Origin of the sequence: Bacillus cereus group sp. MYBKT14-1, from assembly GCF_051915185.1 — a bacterium.
GTDB lineage: Bacteria > Bacillota > Bacilli > Bacillales > Bacillaceae_G > Bacillus_A > Bacillus_A cereus.
Genome location: NZ_JBQAEF010000005.1, coordinates 323,600 through 346,061 on the forward strand (window position 1 = coordinate 323,600; position 22,462 = coordinate 346,061).

The following is a 22,462-nucleotide window of genomic DNA, read 5'->3' on the forward strand; positions in this document are numbered from 1 at the left end:
TTCATTATATATTATTGACCTTTGTACATTGCATCTACTTGTTTTTGAAGTTCCTCATTTTCTAAGAACTCATCATAAGTAGCCTCTTTATCGATTACACCGTTTGGTGTTACTTCGATAATGCGGTTTGCAATTGTTTGCACGAACTGATGGTCATGAGATGTGAATAAGATTGTACCTTTGAATGCAATTAAACCGTTGTTTAATGCTGTGATTGACTCAAGGTCTAAGTGGTTCGTTGGATCGTCAAGTGTGATTACGTTCGCACCACTTAACATCATTTTAGATAACATACAACGAACTTTTTCGCCTCCAGATAATACAGAAACGTTCTTTTTAACTTCTTCACCTGAGAATAACATACGGCCTAAGAAACCACGTAAGAAGCTTTCAGACTCATCTTGTGGAGAAAATTGACGTAACCATTCAACTAAGTTGTAATCACTATTCTCAAAGTACTTAGAGTTATCTCTTGGGAAGTAAGACTGAGAGGTTGTAACACCCCATTTGAATGAACCGCTATCCGGCTCCATTTCACCCATAAGAATTTTAAATAATGTTGTCATCGCAATATCGTTACGGCCGATAAATGCAACTTTATCACCTTTATTTAAAGTGAAGTACACATTATCTAACACTTTTTCACCATCAATTGTTTTAGAAAGACCTTCAACAGTTAATAAGTCATTTCCTACTTCACGCTCAGGTGTGAAGCCAACGAATGGGTAACGACGTGATGACGGTCTAATATCATCTAATGTAATTTTGTCTAATAATTTTTTACGAGAAGTTGCTTGTTTCGCTTTAGAAGCGTTTGAACTAAAGCGTGCAATGAAGTTTTGTAACTCTTTTACTTTCTCTTCTTTTTTCTTATTAGCATCTTGTGTTAATTTTAAAGCTAATTGGCTTGACTCATACCAGAAGTCATAGTTACCAACATAAAGTTGAATTTTACCGAAATCAAGGTCAGCCATGTGCGTACATACTTTATTTAAGAAGTGACGGTCATGGGATACTACGATAACTGTGTTTTCAAAGTTCATTAAGAAGTTTTCTAACCATTGAATCGCTTTTAAGTCCAAGTGGTTGGTAGGCTCATCTAATAATAGAATGTCAGGTTGACCGAATAAAGCTTGAGCAAGTAATACTTTTACTTTCTCTGCCCCAGTTAATTCTGACAATTTCTTATCATGAAGATCTTCACCAATACCTAAACCTTTAAGAAGGATTGCAGCTTCTGACTCAGCTTCCCAACCGTTAAGCTCAGCGAACTCACCTTCAAGTTCAGCAGCACGCATACCATCTTCATCACTAAAGTCTTCTTTCATGTAAATAGCATTTTTCTCTTGCATTACTTTGTAAAGTTGCGTGTGACCCATAATTACTGTTTCTAATACTGGGAACTCTTCATATTCGAAATGGTTCTGTTTTAATACTGCTAGACGCTCACCTGGCGTAATATGTATGTCACCTGTTGATGGTTCAATTTCCCCAGATAAAATCTTTAGAAATGTAGATTTACCAGCACCGTTTGCTCCGATTAAACCGTAGCAGTTACCTGGCGTGAATTTTATGTTAACATCTTCAAATAATTTGCGATCCGCGAAACGCAAACTAACGTTACTTACTGTAATCATTTGTGTCCTCCTACTAATACCGCTTATTTCAGCGTTTTCTCACCGATTGTCTTAAAAAATCGCATATTACGACTCAATTATTGTAGACTATAGCTATTATATAGTAGAAGCTGGATGAATAGCAACGGTTGATTACCTTTCTACAATGAAATCGGATAGTTTTTGTCCATTCCCCTAGCTATTGTATGTATATCATCGACCTCTTTCTCATATAACCTTTCACTGCTCATTCTGTCATACATCGGATTCATTTTCATCTGAAATATTATATACCGAAAAAACTGTAGAGAAATCATTCCCTACAGTCTCTTCTTATTTCTTATTTTCTCTTTGTAACTCTTCATTTTACTCGTTAACCCTATTAACGCCGGTAATAATATCGGCATCACAATTAAAGCTAATAGAAGAAGTGCAACGCCAACTACGGATGCTACTTGTATAAGCGTTAATACACCTGAAGGGATTAATGCAGCAAATGTACCACCTAAAATAAGTGCCGCTGATAATACGACTCCTCCGATATGACGAGAAGCAGTTACAATTTTCGTCGCTGGGTCCCCTTCTAACTCATTGTATCTCATCATTACAAAAATACTATAATCCACTCCTAAAGCGACAATCATTATGAAACTAAAGAATGGAACATTCCAGCTTAATGAATCTACATGTAAAATATGCGTACTAATTTGTTCACTTATCCCTAATGATGCAAAGTAAGCTAATAGTAACGATCCAATAATAAAGATGGTGTTTAATAATGAACGTGTAATCACAATTAATACAATCGCGATTCCAATTAACATAATTGTAGCTGTACGTAAGAAATCTTGCCCAGTTACTTCTTTTAAATCAACGTTTCTAGCTGTCGTTCCTCCGATTGCTGTTTTCGCATGATTTAATTCCGACCCCTTCAAAGTACCATCTATTGTGTTATTGATTTCTTGAATAATTGGCATCGCTTCTTTTGAATACGGATTTACATCTAAAATGATTGTCATTTTAGCAGTCTTTCTATCATGTGACATGTACGTATTCAAAGCTTTTTGGAAATCTTCTCCCTCCAAAACTTCTTTTGGAATATAGAATTTCTCAGAGCTTTTTGATTCGTTCAGTTCTCCTAAATATTTCTGAGCATCCCCTAGGCCATTACTTACCTTTTCAAGGCCTTCTGTACTTTTAGTTAGTCCGGATTGTAATTGACCCATCTGTTCTTGCAAGTCTTTCAGTCCGGTTAATAGCTGACCTTGCCCATCGTTTATTTTCGTTAATCCGGTTTGTAACTCAGATGACTTGTTCGCAATTTGTTTTGAACCTGAAGCACCTTCATTTAATCCATTTTTAAGATCAGCTGCTCCTTTTTGTAACTTAGTAACTCCATTGTTCATTTCTTTTAAGCCATTATCCACTTTCAATAATGATTGATTCGCTTCTTTAAATGATCCCATCGCCGCATTATGCTGCGCTTTCAATTTATTTAATTCATTTGAAAGCCCACCTAATTGCTTTTGAGCCTCTTTAGCAATTCCTATCGTCTGCAGAATGTTAGGATCATTTGCTAATTCTGGTTTCGTTTGAATGAAATTGTTCATTAACATTTCAATTTGTTCATAACCTTTCTTCGCACCGTCAATCGCTTGAGAAATACTTCCGAAGTATTGATCGTAAGAACTTAAACCTTTTTCTAACTGTGTATAGCCAGCATGAAGTTGTGAAGTTGCTTGAGATAATACACTTATATTTTCATTTACTGAAGTTAACCCACTCTCAATTTGCTGCGCACCTTGTGCTCCGTCATTTATGCCATTGGATAGTTGATTTAAAGCTGTTCCTAATGCTGATACACCACTTTTCGCTTCATTTGTTCCATCAATTAACTTTTGAACGTTCGCAAGACTATTTGAGTCCTTATTACCCATCTTATCTTTCGCAGTAGTTAATCCATCATTAATTTCCTTTATACCACCATTGGCATCTCCTAAACCTGTATTTAGTTCACCCGCTTGTTTATTTATATATAGTTCTTTAATCCTATCACCAGTTGGACGTGTCGGTGAATATACTTCTGAAACACCTTTTACTTTCAAAATCTTATCAGTTAGTTCATCTAAAGTTTGAAGCGAACTCGCCTCATCTAACTTGTTATTCGATTGAATGACTAACGTACTTGGTGAAGAAAAACCAGGTGGAAAATGTTCTTCTATTACGTTAATCCCCATTTTCGACTCATATTTATTGTCTACTTCAAATAAATCGTTGTAATTAAGTGTATTAGAATACTTTAATATGAAAGGAATTGATATCACGAATACAATAATTAAAGCTACAAATGGTCTCACTACTGAGTTTTTCGCAAAGAATCCCCATAGACGACTGTCTTCATGACCTTTAAATGTTTTAACGGGATAAAACATCCCTTTTCCTAAAAGCACCATAAAAAACGGATTTAACGTAGTTAATACTAGTAATAAAACTGCGACACCAATTGCTACCGCTGAAGTAGATTGATATAGTTTAAAACTCGCTAAAGCAAGAGATGCAAAACCAATTAGTACTGCTATCCCGCTATATAAAACGGTTTTCCCTGCCGATTTAAATGTTTCTTTCGTAGCCAAAAATGCGTTTTCTTGTTTACTTAATTCTTCTTTAAATCTCGTAAATAATAAAATGTTATAGTCTGTTCCAACCCCAAACAGGACAACAACGACAAACACTTGTGTAAAGTTAGAAAATGGAAAATTAAATTGATCTACTAAATGAGCAATAATCCCCATTGAAACTAAATATGATACCCCAACAGTAAGAAGAGAAACAATTGGAACAATAGGTGAACGGAATACAATGATTAATATTACAAGAATGAAAATGATTGAAATAACTTCAGTCTTTTTCACTCCCTCTTGAGAAGATGTAAGGAAATCTCCTGCTATTAAATCACTTCCTGTTAAGTACGTTGTTACCCCTTTCGTTTTCACTTTATTATGAAGGTTATTTGTAACTTTCGATATTTCACCATGCTTTTTATCTATCGATATTTGCGTTAAAATAGTCGTATTATCTTTAGAAACTAATTGTTTCTCTAATTCTTTATTATCTAAATGTGAAACAACTTCTTTAATTCCTAATTGTTCTTTTTCATTTTGCAAAGCGTTGATTGTTTTTATTATTTCCTCTTTTTGCTCAGTCATTAAAGCTGTTTTACTGTCACTATTAAAAACAACTATAATGTCATACTTTTCTGTCCCGTCTTTATCCATTTCTTTTATCATTTTGTCAGCAATACTACTTTGTTCTGTATTAGGAATCGTAATGTGCCCTTTTTCTTTCACTAATTTATCCATATTAGGCATCGTTACGATCATTGTAATGGTAATAACTATCCATAATAGAAAAGATAAACTTCTCCAATTTTTCAGCTTGCTCATTTGCATCATCTCCCGCGATTAAAATTTACGTTAGTTACGGAATGAATATTCATTCCTATTATTCTATTACATTATTTTGTAAACTCTATTAAACTAGTCTTTCCGGAATGAATATTCATTCCTGTCCTTATAAAGCTATAGAATCAAATGATTCTAATAGCGTTCCAAGAGCTTTCTTCCAATTCTTTTACTAACTCTTTCGAGTATTCTAATTGCCCTGTTGCAATTACTTTCGTTAATTTTTCTAACGGTTGATATACAATAATAATTAAAGCAACTGGAGGCAATGGACGAAGAAAACCTTTTGCGATTCCATCTTCAATAATATTCATAAAGAAGCCTATAAAATCGTCAAATATTTTCTTACTCTGCTCATCAAGAAAATAACTATCACAGTGAGAATTTGTAAATAAAAAAGCATCCACATTGTTTCTCGCAAATTCAAATAAACGGTTATACGTATGACTAAACTGTTCACGAATATTTGCTTCAACAGGAAAATCCGTTTTTATCATTTCAGAAAGCTGTAACATACTTTTTGAAAATAATGAGTTAACAAGCGCCTCTTTATTTTCAAAATAGCGATAAATAGTACCCGCACCGACATTTGCTTTTTCAGCGATCATTGGAATTGTCGTACCATCGTAACCACGCTCTGCAAAAAGTTGCATCGCAGCATCAAAAATATCCTCTTGTTTGTTTTTAGCCATTTTTTCCACCTCTATTTTCAGGAATGAAAATTCATTCCGTTTTTAATTATAAATTACAGGGAATAAAAGTCAAGTGCGTGACAACGTATAGTTGCGATTCTATTCTCTTGTATGTGAATAAAATTATATCAGCGATTTTCAGGATATATCAACTTACCGACAAAAATTAATACAATGAGATGGAGCTATCCCAAAATTTTGTTCGAAACAACTCCATCTTATATGCAAATTAAAAGAAATCATAAATAAACGAATTGCGCACTGGTACTACATTCTCAAATGCCCGTATTTCCTCTTCGCTTCCGCTAATTAATTCTAATTCATTTAGTTCTAATGGGCGTTTGTATCCAAGCAGTATTGTAGATAGTGCATTTATATCTAGGTTGATCCCTTTATCCATTGGTTCTTCTATAATTGCTATTTCATAATTTGCAAGTCTCACCGATACATTATTCCACGGTGCAAATGAATCTGTAATATGTAAAATGACTTCTTGTTGTACATTGTTCCAGTTTAACTCATACTGTTTTAAGAACTGCTCTACATCTACAATTCTTCCCATAAAATATGGTTTTATTTCTGTTTTCACACGTGGTTCTTGCAATGTATATAACAACTGTTCGTTTTCACTTACTGTCATTTCAAGCTCTTTAATCATAGAATCATGCTGGCAAATAAAATTCCATAGACCATTTCGTGCTTCATTATGCAGTGGAACAAATTCATCTACTGTCATTTTATAGTTTTCTATTTTATATAACATATAGCCGGCTGCACTTTTATTTTCATCGTAATAAATTGCTAATGTTAAATCCTCATAAACAGCTTGTAACCACCATTTTTCATTGCGAACTAGCATACCAGAAAAACGTTCTGCAAATGTTTCATAAAGCTTCTCGACCTCTTCTGGGTGATTTTCTTTATTGAAACGTTTCACAGTACCATTCACTTGTTTTTTCATAACTAAATCACTCTTTGTCAAATGACATACGAGAAGATTCGCACAAAGTTCCCAGCCGTATTTACGGTAAAATGTAACAGCAAATGGGTGTAACATAGAGACTGTAAAGCCATCTTTTTTCATTGTTTGAAGTGAATGTTGAAGTAGCTCTTTTACATACCCACTTCTTCTGTACTCTGGATACGTCGCTACTCCTGCAACGCCACCCATTTTAAATTTTTCTTTACCTATGTAAATATGAAACGGGATGAGGTGTAGTTTTGCAGCTAAGTCCTCACCTTCCATAATACCGTATACTTCATGACTTTCCTTCATTTTTGTAAGTTGTTGCTGCATTCGTTCTTCTTCTACTTTATATTGAAAAGCGTATTCTGATAAGCGTAGTGCTTCTCTAAATTTATCTTCTTTTAATCGTATAACGTTCATATGTTTCTCCCCCCTCCTTTATTTGAATTGTACCATAATTTAAAATATTACAGTGCGGTGAATGAAATTATAATGACTTAACGACACAAATTCAATATAAAAAAGCAGATACATCCTGTATCTGCTTCTCATTACTTTATTTAGCTAACTTTTGAAGTTCTTCGAAGAATGTAGGATATGATACACCTACTGCTTCTGCATCTTCAATAATTGTTTTTCCTTCTGCTAGGCAGCCAGCAATTGCAAGCATCATTCCGATACGGTGATCACCATAACTATTTACTGTATTGCCTTTTAGAGCTGATTTTCCGTAAATGATCATACCGTCATCAGTTGCTTCTATTCGAGCTCCTAGTTTCGTTAACTCAGCAACTACTGTATCAATACGGTTTGTTTCTTTTACTTTTAATTCGTGTGCATCTTTAATTACTGTAATTCCTTCTGCTTGCGTTGCCGCTAATGCGATTACAGGAATCTCATCGATTAATCTAGGGATAATATCTCCGCCAATTTCAATTCCTTTTAATGAAGATGTTTCGATTGTAATATTTGCAGCTGGTTCTGATGCCCCTTCGTTAATTAGGTCTACAGTGAACGTAGCACCCATTTTTTCTAAAACATCAATAATACCTGTACGGGTTGGATTCATTCCTACATTTTGTAATACTAGTTTACTATTTGGGATGATTGCACCTGCTACTAAGAAAAATGCTGCTGATGATACGTCACCGGGCACTTGAATATCTGTTGCTGTTAATTTTTGTCCACCTGACAGCTTCACTGTTTTCCCTTCGCGAGTTACTTTAACACCAAATGCTTCGAGCATTCTTTCCGTATGGTCGCGTGAAATATGTGGTTCTGTAACAGCTGTTACACCTTCTGCACGAAGACCTGCAAGTAAAATAGCTGACTTTACTTGTGCACTTGCAACAGGAGAAATATATTCAATTGCTTTTAAATCTCCGCCACGTATTGTTAACGGTGTAAATGTTCCTTCTTCTCGGCCGTCTATGTTTGCGCCCATTTGTTTTAATGGGTTTGTTACACGCTTCATCGGTCTTTTTGCGATAGATTCATCACCTTGTACGCAAGAGAAAAATGGTGTGTTAGCTAATATACCTGACATTAATCGGATTGTTGTACCAGAATTACCAACATCTAATACAGCTTTCGGTTCTTGTAAACCTTCTAATCCTTTACCAACTACAGTAACCTCATCACCGTTTTGCGTAATTTCTACTCCCATTTCTTTAAAACATGAAATCGTACTTAAACAGTCTGCACCGGGCAAGAAACCTTTAATTGTTGTTTTCCCTTCTGCAATAGAACCGAACATAACAGCACGGTGTGAAATGGATTTATCACCTGGGATTGTAATATTGCCATTCAATCCGTTATTAACAGGTTGTATTGTTCTTTCTTTCACGTTTTTCACCTTCTCATTTAAATTGTTTCATAAGTTTGGTATTCTTCTTCTCCAAGCGCTAGTTTTGCTTTCATACGATCTTCTTCCCTTTGGAAGCTAATACGTAATACCCCAAGCAGTCCTTCACGCGCTTCTAATATTTGCAAGTTCGTAATACTAATTTCCTCGCGCGCCAAAATACTCGTAATATGAGCCAATGCCCCCACCTTATCTAATACATCGACGTATAAGTCGTGATAGGCAGGAATTGCCCCTCTCTTTCTTACTGGTAAAGAATCACGGTATTCTTTCGCATCTGCAAAATAGTTTTGAATCTCGCATGCATCTCCGGTAGAAACTGTTTTATATAAATCTTCCATTTCAGAGATCCACTCTTTTAATAATACCATTAAATGCTCACGATTTTGCTTTACAATATCACTCCACATTTTCGGACTACTAGATGCGATACGTGTAATGTCTTTAAACCCTCCAGCAGCTAGCTGATGAATGAGCGGATTATCTCCTGCATGTTTCTCTACTTGCTTCACTAAACCTGCTGCGATAAGGTGCGGGAAATGACTAACGATCCCTGTTACATAATCATGTTCTTCTGTATTTAAAACAAGGAAATGTGATCCCGTTCCTTTTAACCAATCTTTTAACTCTTCCACATGTTCATTTGGCACATGATGCATCGGTGTTAAAATGTAAAATGCATTTTCAAATAAATGCGCTTTTGCACTTTCAACTCCCGTTTTATGAGAACCTGCCATTGGATGTCCACCAATGAAAGATACTTCCTTTGAAAATAAAGTTTCTGCTTCATTCATAATCGTGCCTTTTGTACTACCAACATCAGTCACTATAACATCTTCTCGTAAACGGAATGACGCAAGTTTGTGTAATAGCTTCTTCGTTTCTTCAACTGGAGAAGCAAAAACAATTAAATGTGCCTTTTCACATGCAAGCTGTAAATCAACTGCTATTTCATCTATTACGTGTAATTCTTTTGCACGCTCTACTTGTTCTTGAAATATATCATAACCTGTTATCGTTACATCGTGCTCTTTCTTAATTGCTAATGCGAGAGAGCCTCCGATTAAACCAGTTCCAATTAATACTACCTTTTTACGCATTTTCCTCATCTCGAGACTTTCTTTTTTTATTTTCAAAGTGTTGTTGTAACACTGAAATCACCCCTTCATTTTGCTCCCTTGTTCCGACTGTAATACGGATACCATTCGGGAACGGACGAATAATAAATCCTGCGTGTGCACAAGCTTCATAAATCTCTCCAGCATTCTCAACTGGCAAGAAGATGAAATTTGTTTGCGATGGATAAAATGGAATATCATTTTCCCTACAAAAGCTCTCGTATTGTTGTAATCCTTCTGTATTCACACGAACTATTTCTTCAATAAACTCGTCATCACCAAAAGCAATCGTCGCTGCTTTTTGCGCTAATGAAGATACGTTAAATGGCAAACGAACGACATTTAATTTTTCGATTAACTCTTCCTGTCCAACCGCATATCCAACGCGGAAAGAAGCTAATCCGTACGCTTTAGAAAATGTTCTAAGTACAAGAATATTTTTATGTTTTTCTAAAAGCGGTAATGTCTCTGGGAAATCTTTTGCTGTTACGTATTCATAGTACGCTTCATCAATGACAATTAACGTATTTTCACTAATACCTTCAATGAATTGAGTCAATTTTCGGTCATTCACATATGTGCCTGTTGGATTGTTCGGGTTACAAATCCATACAATTTTTGTATCGTTATCTACTACTGAAGAAATTTCTTCTAAGTCGTATACACCGTTATTTAACGCAATTTCCTTCACTTCGCAACCTTCTATAATGGCATGATGACGATACTGTGGGAATGTTGCACCTGCTGTTACAATGTTATCTCCCGCTCGTAATACGGCGCGGCTTATTATTTGAATGATTTCATCTAAACCACTACCACAAAGTACTTGTTCCATTTTCACATGTAACTTATCTGCGATTGTTTGACGGAGCGTTGTAGCACCTCCGTCAGGATATAAAGCATGTTCCAACCACGATTTTTGCAACTCATCTAAAACACGTGACGAACAGCCGAATGGATTTTCATTCGATGCTAATTTCACAAACGAATGATCTCCGTACACTTCTTTCATTTGTTCTGGTGATTTACCTGGTTTATATGGTTGTAATGATGATAGTTGATCTTTTACTTGCACGTTAAACCCACCTTTTTATTAAAATTCTTTTGCGTAGTTATTGTGTTGCATAATGTTTTGTTTTAATAATTCCATACGATCTTTTCCGAATTGTTCGACTAGTGCATCTGCAAGTTCCCATGCCACAACAGATTCAGCTACTACACCCGCCGCTGGTACTGCGCAACTATCAGATCTTTCAATACTCGCTTGGAATGCTTCTTTCGTATCAATATCAACGCTTGCTAACGGTTTGTATAAAGTAGGAATTGGCTTCATCACGCCTCTTACGATAATTGGCATACCTGTTGTCATACCGCCTTCTAAACCGCCGGCATTATTCGTTCTTCTCGTGTATCCTTTTTCTTCATCCCACAGAATTTCATCATGCACTTTGCTTCCTGGTTGTCGTGCCGCTTCAAAACCTACGCCGATTTCAGCACCTTTAAATGCATTTATACTCATAATTGCACCAGCAAGTTTTGCATCTAATTTACGATCGTAATGGACGTAACTACCGACGCCAATCGGCATACCTTCTGCAATGACTTCCACAATACCACCGATTGAATCTCCACTACTTTTTGCGTTGTCAATCGCATTCATCATTTCTTGCTCTACTTCTTTATCTAAACATCGAACTGGTGAGTTTTCAGTAATTGTTTGAATTTCTTCAATTGATAAGTTTGAAATATGTTTTGCTTTTACTCCACCAATTTCAAGAACATGTCCTGCAATTTCCACGCCTAATTCGCTTAAAATTTGTTTTGCAACTGCACCAGCAGCTACACGAACTGTCGTTTCTCTTGCAGATGACCGCTCTAATACGTTTCTTATATCACGATGACCATATTTAATTGCTCCATTTAAATCTGCATGTCCGGGACGTGGTTTTGTAATTGTACGTTTCATGTCTTTACTTTCTTTTTCCGAAATTGGCTCTGCACCCATTACTTTCGTCCAATGTTTGAAATCATCATTTTTTACAATTAACGTAATCGGTGATCCAAGTGTCATCCCGTGACGAACACCACTTACAATTTCAACTGTATCTGTTTCAATTTGCATACGTCTTCCGCGTCCATGACCTTTTTGTCTTCTTAATAATTCTTTATTAATATGTTCCGCCGTAAGTGTCAAACCTGCTGGTACACCTTCTAAAATAACTGTTAACTGCGGTCCATGTGATTCTCCAGCTGTAATGTATCTCATTTCTCTTGCCCCTTTACTATTTTTTTGTACAAAAAAGTCCCTACTGAGCGCTCAGTAGGGACGATGTTTATCGCGGTACCACCCTAGTTGTAGACTTCTTTCGTCTACCTCTCTTCTTCTTTAACGATCGTTTGACCGTCTTCCCCTCCAAAAGTTGTCGGGAAAGATGCTCCAAGGCTGTAATTCATGCTTACCTTTGTACTGATTCACACCGACCATCAGCTCTCTTTAACAGTGAGATAAGCACTACTGTTTCCTCTTCAACGCATATATGATATGGAATTAAGATAATTTATTTTTGAAACCTTTTAACTCATCCATGAATCTATGGAATTCTGGAATGTCCATTTGTTGTGCAGAATCTGATAATGCAACTGCTGGATCTGGATGAACTTCAGCCATTACTGCATCTGCGCCAATTGCAAGTGCCGCTTTCGCTGTTGGTAATAATAAATCTCTGCGTCCAGTTGAATGTGTTACATCAACGATAACTGGTAAATGTGTTTCTTTCTTTAAAATTGGTACTGCAGAAATGTCTAATGTGTTACGTGTTGCTCTTTCGTATGTGCGGATACCGCGCTCACAAAGAATAATTTGATCGTTACCTTGCGCAATAATGTATTCCGCTGCGTTAATGAACTCATCAATTGTTGCTGCTAATCCACGTTTTAATAATACTGGTTTGTTAACTTTACCTACAGCTCGTAATAAATCGAAGTTTTGCATGTTACGTGCGCCAACTTGAATTACATCAACGTAGTCTAATGCCATTTCAACATCGTTCGGATTTAAAATTTCACTAATAATTGCTAAGTCAAACTCGTCTGCTACTTGACGTAAAATTTGAAGTCCTTCTACTCCTAAACCTTGGAAATCATATGGAGAAGTTCTCGGTTTGAATGCACCACCGCGCATTAATTTTAAGCCTTGGTCTTTCATCGCTTGCCCTACTTGACGAACTTGTTCTAAACTTTCTACTGCACAAGGTCCCATGATGAACGTTTGTGTTCCGTTTCCAATCAATTCACCTTTTACATCAACGATTGTATTTTCTTGTTTCTTTTTACGTGATACTAGTAACGCTTTACGGTTATCATCTTCTTGTAACTCTAAGCTTGCTTTGAAAATCGTTTTGAAAATATGTTGAACTGTTGATGTTTCGAATGGTCCTTCGTTATGCTCTGCGATCATATCAAGTACTTCACGCTCACGTACTGGATCAAAGCGTTTCGTGCCTTGTACTTGCTTTTGCTCTCCAATTTTTTGAACAATTTCACCACGTTTGTTTAAAAGGTGTAATAGTTGTAAATTAATTTCATCTACCTGTTTACGTAATTGATCTAATTCATGATTTGCCATTTGGAAATCCTCCTCTAATGTTTTAAAAGTATAGTAAGAGAATAAAAAATTCTCTATTTTCTGAACTGACTAATTATACAAATTTATAGTGGAATCGATACCTCTTCTTATTTTAAACTAATAATTCGTACACAGACATAAACTACTAGTTAAAAATCCACTTTTTTGTACAAAAAAGCCCTACTGATCCAATCAGTAGGGACGATATTTATCGCGGTACCACCCTAGTTGTAGACTTCTTTCGTCTACCTCTCTTCATTGTTAACGATCATCTGACCGTCTTTCCCTTCATAAAGACAATACTATCTTTACTACGAAAAAGATGCTCTAGGACTGTAATTCGCTCTTGTTTATGTACTGGTTCGCACCAACCACCAGCTCTCTGTTACAGGGAAACAACAACTACTGCTTTTCCTTTCAATGCATGACTATTTAATTTTCAAGTTGGACCACTAAAATACAAAAAGTCCCTACTGAATAAATCAGTAGGGACGATATTTATCGCGGTACCACCCTAGTTGTAGACTAACTTTCCGTCTACCTCTCTTCACTGTTAACGATCAATTGACCGCTTTTTCGTAATAAAGAAAAACTATCTTTATTACGAAAAAGATGCTCCAAGACTGTAATTCATGATTATCCCTGTACTGGTTCACACCAACCACCAGCTCTCTGTTACAGTAAGACTAACCACTACTGTGATCTCTTCATTGCACTTTGTTTATTCAAATGTTTTTGAAATTGAATAAGTATGATTCGTATTATAGAACGCTTTTCAAAACACTGTCAACAACTTTTTATATATTTTTTAAAATTCCACTTTCGTTCTATAATTCTTTTTGTAAATCACCCATTACAATTCCTATGCGAATCATTTCATTTTCTAGTAAATGTAAAACATATTCCTCTACTTCATACTGAACTAATAATTCTTTTATTTTTATGATTTCTTTTTCAAATAAAACGGCTTCGTGACATGTTTGTAGTAAAATAAAAAACACATTTGCAAATATTTCTTTATGCGCTTTCATACTTTCTTTTTTATGAAGCATTTCAATCAATAACTGCTTCATTTCCTCACCTGCACATTTACCATGTACACTTGAAAATGCACGAGACATAATACATAATCCTTTTTCTAATATTTCATCCATGTATAAAATAATACGTAAAAGCATTACATATTCTCTTGCAGTTATCTCACCCATTTTTGGTCGTTCTCGCAAAAATACACTGAGCCAAGCTGTCCAAAATTTTTGTTGTTCTTTTACACTTAATGTTTTGACGTAATAGCATAAAAACTGCATAAACTTAATTTTATTTTCTTCATTTTCTAGTATGAGTAACGGGTATAACCAATCTGTTTTTTGCTCCCAATATAGTACACATTTAATAAATACAAAGCTAAGCCATTTCAAGAAAGCTTCTCTCGTATGCGGATGTAATACTTCCAAATGTTCTATCGCATACTTAATAAATCGCTTCATTTCTGTAAATAAAGGTAGATTTATTTGCGTGTAACATAAGCCGGCCCATGCATATTCCGTAATCTCATTTTGTTTTTTTAAATCTAAGTATGGTAACAAATATTTTCGGCACCATTGTTTTTCAATATGATATAGGAATGTAATATCTGCTATTAAACGAGCAAACATAAAGTTTGTTCGTTCCGAATTAACTCTTACTTGTTCTTCAAATAAAAATAAATATTCATATACATTACGATCGTATAAATGATCATATGATAACAACTTTAATAATACAGCCGTCATTTTTCCAACTGGATGCTGAATTGATTCATTATAAAAATCTTGTTTCCCAAGCTTAAAGTCTGTATCACTCTTCATAACTTGAGGAAACACTGAAAAAGCAAATCGTTTTACAACACGTATACTATTCTCTTCTAACTCTTCTAGTCGATTACTAATTTCATATAGAAAACTACTAATTAACCAATGAAAAGCAGTATTTCTAACAAATTTCTGCAATAGCGGAATAATTTTTTGGATTTGCTCATTTGTCAATCCTCGATTATTTCGCCATTCTCTAATACAAACAAACCATACTTCATTACTTATTTCTTGCACTCCTACTAATTGGTATGCAAATGAAATACTCCACTCTGTGTTTAATTTACATGCTTTTGATAACATCTCTAAAAAATGGCGTTGTTCAAAAACACGATCTTGCGAAAATTGCTGAACTTGCTTCATAATTTCAACATCTTTCAGTTGCAATAATCCGTCAGCAGTTACATTACAAGTAATACTTTGCTCTGTATCCTCTTTCTTTTGTACACTGTATCGTTCGGAATAAAAATGAGGATGCTTTTGCTTCATTAACTCATACCCATTTGCCGTAGATGGACTATTTGAATCACACTTGAATAATAAGTCTAATACGAGACATGCATCAAATACCCTCTCTTCTGTAAGATGCTTTATTACAGTTCGAGTGACTTCTTCTTTTGTTTTTTCTAAACAATGTGCATAATGCCTTTTTAAAAGTTGAAAAACTTCGTGTTTATAAGTGAAATCTAAAAGAAGTCCTTCATGTAACAACCATTTCATTTTGTCATCTACACGAACAAAAATATTTTTATTCATCGCATCAATTGCAATTCGCTTTTGAAGTACACTATTTGCTTCTATCATTTCTGTAATATAATAATCCGCTTTTTTCTCATTGTTTTCGCATAAATAAGTTAGACACTCTTTTACAATTCGTATTAAAAATGCAAGATCATTTTGATGAAACTCTTTCTCTACATTTTCCTTATTTCTTTTTTTCAGTGCCGTTTGTCTTAACGACAACATTCTCAATTTTTCTAATCCAATCATCATAATTGGAACAGCATAATAAGCGATATATGGCCTCATCTTTTCGTTCCAAATTTGCTCCACATGAGAAAATGTAGATACTGGTAAGCGACTCGATTCCTCGAGTTCTATTGATTCTTGCGTATCATTTCCCCATTTTCTTACACGTTTCAACTTCAGTTTTCCGTCTAAAATAAAAGTTAGTAACAATAAGGCAATTTCTTTATGCTCAGGAAAAGAACATTTTTGCAGTAACTTAGAAATCTTTTCTATAGAGCTACTATCTTTTTCAGCTGTTTCTAATAAAAGGAGTGTCCACCTTGCAAACAACAACGGGTCCATCTTACTCTTCGTTTCGTTTAAGTAGTTACAAATTGTTCTCCATAATAACGGTGATATTTTAGAATAGTTTTTATAAATTAATTGAAATAATTCTTTCTGATGACTAAAAAGAAATTGTTCCACTAACCATTCTGCAAGTAATTCATCTACTTCATTATAGTTTGGCGTAAGCATAAACAAATTTTGTAATTTACCTTCTGCTTCTAACCATTCGACCCATTCATAATCATGAGCAAATTCCACAAAGTAACGTACTGTTTCAATTTTTTTAATTGATTGCTTTATGTATGATAATTGTTCCTGTTCTACTGACGGGGGAACCGTTACAATATCCCGAATACGCATTCTTTTCGTAATATAATTATCACCCATTAATTCAGCCCAGCGTTTTACCGCTTTTACAAGGGATTGATGATTATTCACCTTATTCGGATACACAATTGGTCTTATCCCTAAATGTTCCCAGTGGTATGTATTTTCTCCTTGTGCGACAAAAGCAAATCGTCTTGTACTTGGTGGTAAACCAGTTGCTAAATATTTCATTACTGGGTCATTATGACTATATCCAACGAATAAAACGGTGTAATTTGAGAATAGATCAACTAAAAACCTTCTCGCCCACCCTTCCGTTAAATAAGCCCTTCCAAAATCACCATCTGTTAAAATTAAAGCCTCTTTCTCCTGTTCTACATTACCATGTATGTAAGCAAGACCTTTAAAAGCTCTCCCAGTCGGTAAAGCTGGAGCGTAATAAACATTGATATCTCTATTTATTTCTTTAATTGCAGTTGTAAAATGTTGATCAAAATTTGTTGTTACAATGCGGATATCTGTATCTAAAGGAAATAACCTTGGAATTGCATAATGCAATGGATTCGGTTTTGATTTCTCTATATGAACGAGATCTCTTGCGACTTGATGTACATCTTTTGTTTTCGCAATTTTGCCAAGATAATAATCATGTGGCTCTGTTATTTCACGTTTTTCGACATATAACGTTTTTGCAATTTCATCAACTAAATCATCAAAATTCGGTAAGTTTGATTTCCCTTTCATAGAAACTCCCGCTCCAACAAATAATACTAACTTTCCTTGCTCAAGGTGATCAATTAACTCATCTGGAATTTCTACTTCTGAAGTAATCCACATCTTGGATTCCCCCTTACCTAAAAATGTCATACACTCTCATTTTACTATAACATTTTTTCATTGTTTTTATAATATTTAGACTAAATTCCGAACATGAAAAAGTTTTATGTAAATAAATCCGTTACAATGTATGAACTCCAGAATTTATTGAAAAACTATGTATAAATCGGAGGTGTAAATTTTGAATGATTTCACAGTAGTGCTTATCAAGTTTATATCGTGCATTATCGCATTTAGCATTGGGCTTGCTTTATTTTTCCCTGCAACGTTTGTTCAAATTATTTCATTCAGTCTCTTTGTTACAATCGTATCCTACATGTTCGTTGATAAAATTATTTTAAATCGAATTGGCAATACTGGTGCCATTATGTCGGATTTCTTATTAACATATTTAAGCGTATGGATTTTCGGTAATATTTTATTAGACAACTATATGCAAATTGCATGGGGCAGTATCCTTTCTGCCATCGTCTTCACTTTATCTGAAGTAATCGTTCATCGCTTCTCTAACTCTCATACAAGGCACAACAATGATAACATTCGTATTAATCGCCGCTTTGCATATGGTACAGAGTTTGCTGAAGAACAAAATATATTGGATAAAGATAAGAAAAAGTAACGTTTTAATGCAGGAGCGCCCTTTTTAATTATGTGGTGCTCCTTTTTTGTATTTTTTCATTATGGTACGTGAAATTATATAAGTGATTATTTCAAAATACCGAATTACTAACAATATTTGACGCTATTTTTTCTAATAAAAAACTGCCTCTTATTTAGAGGCAGCCACTTTTAAGTCTTTTACTGCAACAACATCCGCAAACGCTCCCAATACTGCGTTATGATGTTTCACAATATCTTCAGCACGTAACACTTCTGTATTAAATGTACTATGCGCATCACTCACTAACGTTACTTTATACCCTTCACTACATGCTCTGCGCGTTGTCGTATCTACACAATACTCTGTTTGCATTCCCGAAAGAATAACGTGTTCAATTCCTTTCTCTTGTAACACTTCGCTTAAGTTTGTATTATGGAATGAATCTGGAGTCGTCTTTTCAACTATATTATCTCCTTCTTGCGGAGCGATGGCCGCATGGATTCGCCATCCATCCGTACCTTTTTCTAACGGATGGTCTTTAGGACCGTTATGTTGGATATAAATAACTGGAATATCATTTGAACGACATTCCCTAATAAGCTCTTGCAATGTTTGTAAAAACTTTCCCCCATTATGTACTGGCATTCCAGCTGTATACATACCTGCTTGCACATCAATTACGATTAATGCTTTTTTCATTTCACACATCCCCCTTTATTTGTATAAGCCATTATTATTGTTTATATTCCATCATCCAACAATCTTCTAATTTCCCCTCATGCAACTCATGTTCCTTTAAAATCTTTACTTTTTTAAATCCACTTTTTTCATAACACTTTATTGCTCGTTCATTATTTACTTTCGGATCCATTGCAATTGCTTCTGCTCCCATTTCACCCATAATATATGTAATTGCTGCCTGAACGAGTTTTGTTCCAATTCCCTTTCCCCAATAGGCTGGTTCACCGATAAATTGGTCCATACCCCATACATTTTGTGATTCTTTATAGCCATATAACGCTTTCCACTCTGAATCCACTGGGTACATTTGTATGTAACCAATCGGAATGGTATCAAATTCTATTAAACATCTTTTTTCATTACTGTTTGGACTATGTATAAAATGATCAAGCACCTTTTCTACAGATTGCGGATTATCTCGTCCTTCGTAATACCGCAGGACTGCTGGGTCCGTTAACCATTTAGAAATGATAGATGCATCATCTTCCATTACGTATCTAATCAATAAACCTTCTTTTTGAAAAAGCATATTATACCTCTATTATTTCTTTATATTTTTTCTTGCTGTTACATCTTTCATTGCACCTACTAATGCATATGGTAGTAATGTAATCGCAAAAAATGCTGTAAATACGTTAAATTGCGGGATTGTATAGAGTGTGAACCATTCAGTGAAAAATTGAGAATTTAATATTCTATTAAAAAACTCTCCGCCTGGCCTAAAGTTTGGCGCCCACCTAACTTCTTCGCTTTCGCTGAATTTTGAGGTGGGGGTCTTACTGCCCTTTAATGCGGGGTAAACAGTAACTGAACAATAAAAAATGCCCCTAGATAACGAAACCAAGTCCGTTTCCATATAGGTTGTGCATTTTTTAATATATCTCCCATCTTACCCCCTCCTTAAATATCCATCATATTAATTATACACTTTCCTCACTTTATTTGTTAAAATTTTCTATACAATTAATGCTGTTGGGGGGAAATACATTATGTCTAATCCTATACTTACATCCACTTTAATCATTCTTAGAGGAAACTCCGCAAGTGGTAAAACAACGATTGCAAAACAACTACAAGAACATTTCGGACAAGGAACACTTTTAGTATCACAGGATGTTGTACGTAGAGATATGCTTAGAGTACACGACACAATGGGTAATTTATCACATGATTTACTATTTGAAATTACGAAGTACGGAAAAGGAAAATGTGAATTTGTTATTTTAGAAGGTATATTGAACAGTCATAGGTATGGTGAGATGTTAAAAGAATTAATTCGTTATTTTGATGAAAATGCATTTGCATATTACTTTGATTTATCATTAGAGGAAACTATTAGACGACATAACACAAGGGACAAACGATATGAATTTGGTGAAGATTCCCTCCAAAAATGGTATAATCCGCACGATACAATTGAGGTTGCCACAGAAACTATTTTTACAGATAACTTTACGCAAAAAGATATATTTGATGCGATTCTTAATGATGTTGCGATACAAAAACAAGACTAATATAATATGTTAGTCTTGTTATGTACTTTGTGTTTCCGTTTTTATAATTGAACAATCTTTACATAAATAATAGTATATATTCATTTCCCCAAACTGGAAATCAACTACTGAAATAAGTTCACGTTCCTCGATATCTTGTGTAATTGTAGCAACATACTTCATCTCTTTAGAACAAGTTGGACACGCCAAATGCTCTGAAAGATCCGCATATAATGGTGCCCCTAATAATCTACATACATATTCAGAACCGAACAAGTCAAAAGCTTCCCAGTAACTATCTTCATCTGTAGGTATATCTTCATTTTTCATATTTATAAGCTTTACCGTTGTTTTTGGTAATGAAACTGGTAACTTATCTTCCTCTTCCATTATCCATTCTTCTGTATTTTGCTGCTTTATGATTTGAACTGTTTTACCTCCATCACTTAACTGAAAATATTGCGGTTCCCACACCATCGCACAGTTCAAGCATGAAACGAATGGTAAAATATTTAGTTCATTACTTTTAAGTTCAGCAAGTCTCCCATCTTTTAAATCAAAACAGAGAATTTGATGCATCTTCTCACCGCATAACTTACATACTGGCAAATTACAATCTTGACCGCCAAAGTAATGATTATATGAACCTCTTCCTTCAATTACTCTATACCCTTTCCGCTCATTACAATGTGCGCCATATAATTCTATTGTCATATTCTATCCTCGCCTTTTATAAGAATGATTCACAAAATGATAATAATTAAGACTAAAAAACATCGTCTTCCTGAATAGTTTCCATAATAAATTCTTTTAAACTCGGAGATATTTCTTCCATTTCGTCATCCGCGTGATACCAAATATATATTTTATCATCCATTTTTCCATTATTTATTTTAAAGCACAATTTATCCCCTGAACCATCGTCACCAATTATGATAAGATTTTCTGGTATAGACTCATCTCTCATGTCAATATTTTGTCTAACAATATCATCCCAAGTTTTCGTTACATTTCTATTATCTTTAATCGGATATAGTATCCATTCCCCTATTTCAGCATTATTAACTAATTTAATAAGATCCCTATATTGATTTGGGAAAGCAGCACCTAGCTTTTCTTCCGTTTCTTTTATTTGCAACTCCAATACACCTTGTTTCTTTGTTTCAATATATTCTCTTACTTCTTTCATGAAATACACCTATCCTTTGAACTTAATTACACTATTATGAGTGAAAGTGTTTAGTAAACGATTTGATCCGATTTATATATTTCATTATACGTTAACCCTTCGTTTTCAACATACTATTCTTCTCTACTTCTCAATAACCTTCTGTTTTACTTCCTTACCTCATTCTTAATAGTTTTTCTAAACATGAGACAATTTTTATGTTTTATTACAGGTTTATTAATAAGTCATTTAAAAATCCTATTATCCTTCTACTAAAAAAATAAAAGCCAGCCTCAATAAAGAGAACTGACTTCTATTTGGATAATTATTGTTATTATAAAATTTTCACTTTAACAGTTTGTCTTCCCCAATTCATAGCTTTACTTTTTGAACCCATTAAAACATCAATACGATTACCTTTAATTGCACTTCCAGTATCACCAGCGATCGCTTCTCCATAGCCTTCTACCCATACTTTAGATCCTAATGGGATTACTTTCGGGTCAACTGCGATAATTCTCATATTCGGATTTTCCGTTAAATCATGCCCCATCGCAGTTAAAACGCGTCCACCATATGTACCATTTTCACTTGGATCAGCAGTATACGCTGTCGCTACTACCGTTAATTCACGTTTAGCAGACTGTATGTTGTTTTTAGATGCTTCTTTCGCTCTCTCTTCTTCTTTAGCCTTTGCTATTTCTCTTGCTTTTTCTTCTTCTTTAGCTTTTGCTATTTCTCTTGCTTTCTCTTCTTCTTTAGCTTTTGCTATTTCTCTTGCTTTCTCTTCTTCTTTAGCTTTTGCT

Annotated in this window: 17 protein-coding genes, 1 pseudogene and 3 other annotated features; of the genes and pseudogenes, 2 read left to right on the forward strand and 16 right to left on the reverse strand. The window is 34.7% G+C overall.

What is annotated here, in order from left to right; genetic code table 11:
- Positions 1-11: 11 nt before the first annotated feature.
- The 10 genes from ACTFO4_RS16060 to ACTFO4_RS16105 all read right to left on the reverse strand — a co-directional run bounded on the left by ACTFO4_RS16060 (position 12) and on the right by ACTFO4_RS16105 (position 17,653).
- Complete coding sequence (locus ACTFO4_RS16060; protein ID WP_000633864.1) at positions 12-1,637, reverse strand: ABC-F family ATP-binding cassette domain-containing protein; 1,626 nt, start codon at positions 1,635-1,637, stop codon at positions 12-14.
- Between the two features lie 299 nt (positions 1,638-1,936).
- Positions 1,937-5,059: an MMPL family transporter gene (locus tag ACTFO4_RS16065; protein WP_135277795.1), complete on the reverse strand. Its 3,123-nt coding sequence runs from the start codon at positions 5,057-5,059 to the stop codon at positions 1,937-1,939.
- A 143-nt stretch (positions 5,060-5,202) separates the two neighbouring features.
- Positions 5,203-5,769 carry a TetR/AcrR family transcriptional regulator gene (locus ACTFO4_RS16070; RefSeq protein ID WP_001107307.1) on the reverse strand — a complete coding sequence of 189 codons (567 nt, stop codon included), beginning with the start codon at positions 5,767-5,769 and terminating at the stop codon, positions 5,203-5,205.
- 229 nt (positions 5,770-5,998) lie between these two features.
- Positions 5,999-7,156 (reverse strand): GNAT family N-acetyltransferase, encoded by a 1,158-nt coding sequence (locus tag ACTFO4_RS16075; RefSeq protein WP_078421264.1) that lies wholly within the window; start codon positions 7,154-7,156, stop codon positions 5,999-6,001.
- A gap of 136 nt (positions 7,157-7,292) precedes the next feature.
- A complete protein-coding gene (aroA, locus tag ACTFO4_RS16080) occupies positions 7,293-8,582 on the reverse strand; it encodes a 3-phosphoshikimate 1-carboxyvinyltransferase (RefSeq protein ID WP_000664631.1) in 1,290 nt (429 codons plus the stop codon).
- Between the two features lie 17 nt (positions 8,583-8,599).
- A complete protein-coding gene (gene tyrA / locus ACTFO4_RS16085; RefSeq protein WP_440013924.1) occupies positions 8,600-9,700 on the reverse strand; it encodes a prephenate dehydrogenase in 1,101 nt (366 codons plus the stop codon).
- Entirely contained in the window at positions 9,693-10,793 is a 1,101-nt protein-coding gene (hisC, locus tag ACTFO4_RS16090; RefSeq protein ID WP_001197280.1) for a histidinol-phosphate transaminase, read from the reverse strand. Before hisC ends, tyrA begins: the two co-directional genes overlap by 8 nt.
- A gap of 18 nt (positions 10,794-10,811) precedes the next feature.
- Positions 10,812-11,984, reverse strand: a complete 1,173-nt coding sequence (aroC, locus tag ACTFO4_RS16095) for a chorismate synthase (protein ID WP_001269425.1) — start codon at positions 11,982-11,984, stop codon at positions 10,812-10,814.
- A gap of 53 nt (positions 11,985-12,037) precedes the next feature.
- Positions 12,038-12,257, reverse strand: a binding site (T-box leader).
- Positions 12,258-12,266: 9 nt separating this feature from the next.
- Positions 12,267-13,343, reverse strand: a complete 1,077-nt coding sequence (locus ACTFO4_RS16100; protein WP_001273575.1) for a bifunctional 3-deoxy-7-phosphoheptulonate synthase/chorismate mutase — start codon at positions 13,341-13,343, stop codon at positions 12,267-12,269.
- A gap of 194 nt (positions 13,344-13,537) precedes the next feature.
- Positions 13,538-13,773, reverse strand: a binding site (T-box leader).
- 54 nt (positions 13,774-13,827) lie between these two features.
- Positions 13,828-14,063 (reverse strand) — a binding site (T-box leader).
- A 107-nt stretch (positions 14,064-14,170) separates the two neighbouring features.
- Positions 14,171-17,653: a DUF4020 domain-containing protein gene (locus ACTFO4_RS16105; RefSeq protein ID WP_326235454.1), complete on the reverse strand. Its 3,483-nt coding sequence runs from the start codon at positions 17,651-17,653 to the stop codon at positions 14,171-14,173.
- Positions 17,654-17,834: 181 nt separating this feature from the next.
- Between ACTFO4_RS16105 and ACTFO4_RS16110 the strand changes: the two genes are divergently transcribed.
- Positions 17,835-18,272: a YndM family protein gene (locus ACTFO4_RS16110; protein ID WP_000997702.1), complete on the forward strand. Its 438-nt coding sequence runs from the start codon at positions 17,835-17,837 to the stop codon at positions 18,270-18,272.
- Positions 18,273-18,422: 150 nt separating this feature from the next.
- On the opposite strand, the gene ACTFO4_RS16115 is transcribed toward ACTFO4_RS16110, so the two are convergent.
- From ACTFO4_RS16115 to ACTFO4_RS16125, 3 genes and pseudogenes are all read right to left on the reverse strand, one after another.
- Positions 18,423-18,953: a cysteine hydrolase family protein gene (locus tag ACTFO4_RS16115; protein WP_000709539.1), complete on the reverse strand. Its 531-nt coding sequence runs from the start codon at positions 18,951-18,953 to the stop codon at positions 18,423-18,425.
- 34 nt (positions 18,954-18,987) lie between these two features.
- A complete protein-coding gene (locus tag ACTFO4_RS16120; RefSeq protein ID WP_000898772.1) occupies positions 18,988-19,524 on the reverse strand; it encodes a GNAT family N-acetyltransferase in 537 nt (178 codons plus the stop codon).
- A 12-nt stretch (positions 19,525-19,536) separates the two neighbouring features.
- Positions 19,537-19,883: pseudogene (locus ACTFO4_RS16125) on the reverse strand (YfzA family protein).
- 101 nt (positions 19,884-19,984) lie between these two features.
- Here ACTFO4_RS16125 and ACTFO4_RS16130 point away from each other — a divergent pair.
- Positions 19,985-20,509: a kinase gene (locus ACTFO4_RS16130; protein WP_326235455.1), complete on the forward strand. Its 525-nt coding sequence runs from the start codon at positions 19,985-19,987 to the stop codon at positions 20,507-20,509.
- An 18-nt stretch (positions 20,510-20,527) separates the two neighbouring features.
- On the opposite strand, the gene ACTFO4_RS16135 is transcribed toward ACTFO4_RS16130, so the two are convergent.
- The 3 genes from ACTFO4_RS16135 to ACTFO4_RS16145 all read right to left on the reverse strand — a co-directional run.
- Positions 20,528-21,202, reverse strand: coding sequence for a hypothetical protein (locus ACTFO4_RS16135; protein ID WP_440013926.1), 675 nt, complete (start codon positions 21,200-21,202; stop codon positions 20,528-20,530).
- Positions 21,203-21,254: 52 nt separating this feature from the next.
- Positions 21,255-21,677 carry an SMI1/KNR4 family protein gene (locus tag ACTFO4_RS16140; protein WP_000665935.1) on the reverse strand — a complete coding sequence of 141 codons (423 nt, stop codon included), beginning with the start codon at positions 21,675-21,677 and terminating at the stop codon, positions 21,255-21,257.
- A gap of 313 nt (positions 21,678-21,990) precedes the next feature.
- The coding region (locus ACTFO4_RS16145; RefSeq protein WP_238601029.1) for a 3D domain-containing protein at positions 21,991-22,462 on the reverse strand (472 nt) is incomplete at its 5' end.